Source organism: Desulfovibrio sp. An276, from assembly GCF_002159665.1.
GTDB classification, from domain to species: Bacteria; Desulfobacterota; Desulfovibrionia; order Desulfovibrionales; family Desulfovibrionaceae; genus Desulfovibrio; species Desulfovibrio faecigallinarum.
On record NZ_NFJC01000071.1, the window covers coordinates 1 to 1,788 of the forward strand.

General features: G+C 34.5%; 2 protein-coding genes. Both read left to right on the forward strand.

The features are described from left to right. Nucleotides 1-137 precede the first annotated feature (137 nt). A complete protein-coding gene (xerA, locus tag B5F76_RS14225; RefSeq protein ID WP_087355746.1) occupies nucleotides 138-1,133 on the forward strand; it encodes a site-specific tyrosine recombinase/integron integrase in 996 nt (331 codons plus the stop codon). 122 nt (nucleotides 1,134-1,255) lie between these two features. Beyond that, a partial coding sequence (locus B5F76_RS14230; protein ID WP_144268516.1) for a restriction endonuclease subunit S occupies nucleotides 1,256-1,788 on the forward strand: 533 nt, incomplete at its 3' end.

Sequence of the window (1,788 nt, forward strand, 5' to 3'; positions counted from 1 at the left end):
TCCAACAGGTCGACAAATCAAAATTGGCAGTGAAACAGAGCCTCGAAAAATTGGAAATTTTGAAAAAATCCCTGATGCAGGAGTATTTTGGCTGAATAAGATAACATGGCGACACCCAATCTCAAGGAGGTGTCGCCATGAATGACCAAATCATTGCTGAAATCGAACGCGCTATGCTGCTCCATTTGGACAATGCTCAAATGGAATTGCTTCACACTTCTCTTATCACTATTCTCGGAAACCTTTCTATTACCTCTGTTAAAACCGAAGAGCAGAAGAAACTTACGCCCGATAATTCCAATCTAATATCAATATTTCTTTCCGCAAAAAAAGTTGAAGGTTGTAGTGAAAAAACAATAAAATATTATAATACATGTCTTACAAAGTTGTTTTCTCTAATTCATAAACATGCGTTTCATATCACAACGGAAGATTTGCGTAATTATTTATCTGACTATGAAATTAAAAGTTCATGTAGTAAAATAAATATTGATAATATCCGGAGAATTCTTTCGAGCTTTTTTACATGGCTTGAGAATGAATGCTATATATTAAAAAGTCCAGTTAGAAGAATTCATAAAATACGAATAAATAAACCAGTCAAAGAAACCTTTTCTGATGAGTCACTGGAAAAAATGCGGGATAACTGTGAAAATATTCGTGATCAATCTATTATTGATCTCCTTGCATCTACTGGAATGAGAGTTGGAGAACTAGTACGATTGAACAAATCTGACATTGATTTTGAAAATCGTGAATGTATAGTTCTAGGAAAAGGTAATAAGGAACGTCCAGTTTATTTTGATGCTAGAACAAAGCTTCATCTAAAAAATTATCTTGATTCTCGTACTGATGAAAATCCAGCATTATTTGTTTCTCTTCAAAAACCGCACAAAAGACTTGAAATAAGTGGGGTAGAAATTCGTCTTCGTCAACTAGGAAAAAAGCTAAAGCTAACCAAAGTTCATCCTCATAAATTTCGCCGAACACTTGCAACACGTGCAATTGATAAAGGAATGCCTATCGAGCAAGTTCAGCGTCTTTTAGGACACTCTCAAATCGACACTACGATGCAGTACGCCATGGTCGATCAACAGAATGTTAAACAGGCACATAAACGCTTTATCAGCTAGGCTTTATTTCGCATATACGACAATTATCAAATAATATATTAGTAAAATCATTTAGTTTTATTTAGCTTTTTTACTATATTTCGATTCATTACCTAGTAGTTTTCAAATCCCGATTTGTCGAGATGTTTGGTGACCCTGTACGGAATGAAAAATGCTGGCCTATTGTTACTCTTAATGAAGTTGCTGAAATTCGTATTGGTCCTTTTGGTTCATTATTACACAAGGAAGATTATATTAAAGGAGGACATGCCCTTATAAACCCATCACATATTATAGATGGAAAAATTTATATTGATGCTAATCTGACATTATCTCCTGAAAAATATAAAGAACTAAAAGCATATCATCTTGAGATAGGTGATGTTGTTCTAGGCCGTAGGGGTGAAATGGGTCGATGTGCTGTTGTATGTTCTTCTGGATTATTATGTGGGACTGGCAGTATTATTATCAGGCCGAACAAAAATATGGCAGCTTATTTTCTTCAAACAATACTTTCTAGCTTAACTTACAAAAAAATAATTGCAGATAAAGCAGTAGGAGTCACGATGAAGAACTTAAATGTTCCCATAGTTTCTTCGCTGCCTGTTCCCTTACTCCCATTAAACCTCCAAAAAAAATTTATTGCAATTCTCCAACAGGTCGACAAATCAAAATT

Bases quoted from the DNA above. Each gene is read 5' to 3' on its own strand.
- xerA (WP_087355746.1), top strand. From the start codon at position 138: ATGAATGACCAAATCATTGCTGAAATCGAACGCGCTATGCTGCTCCAT.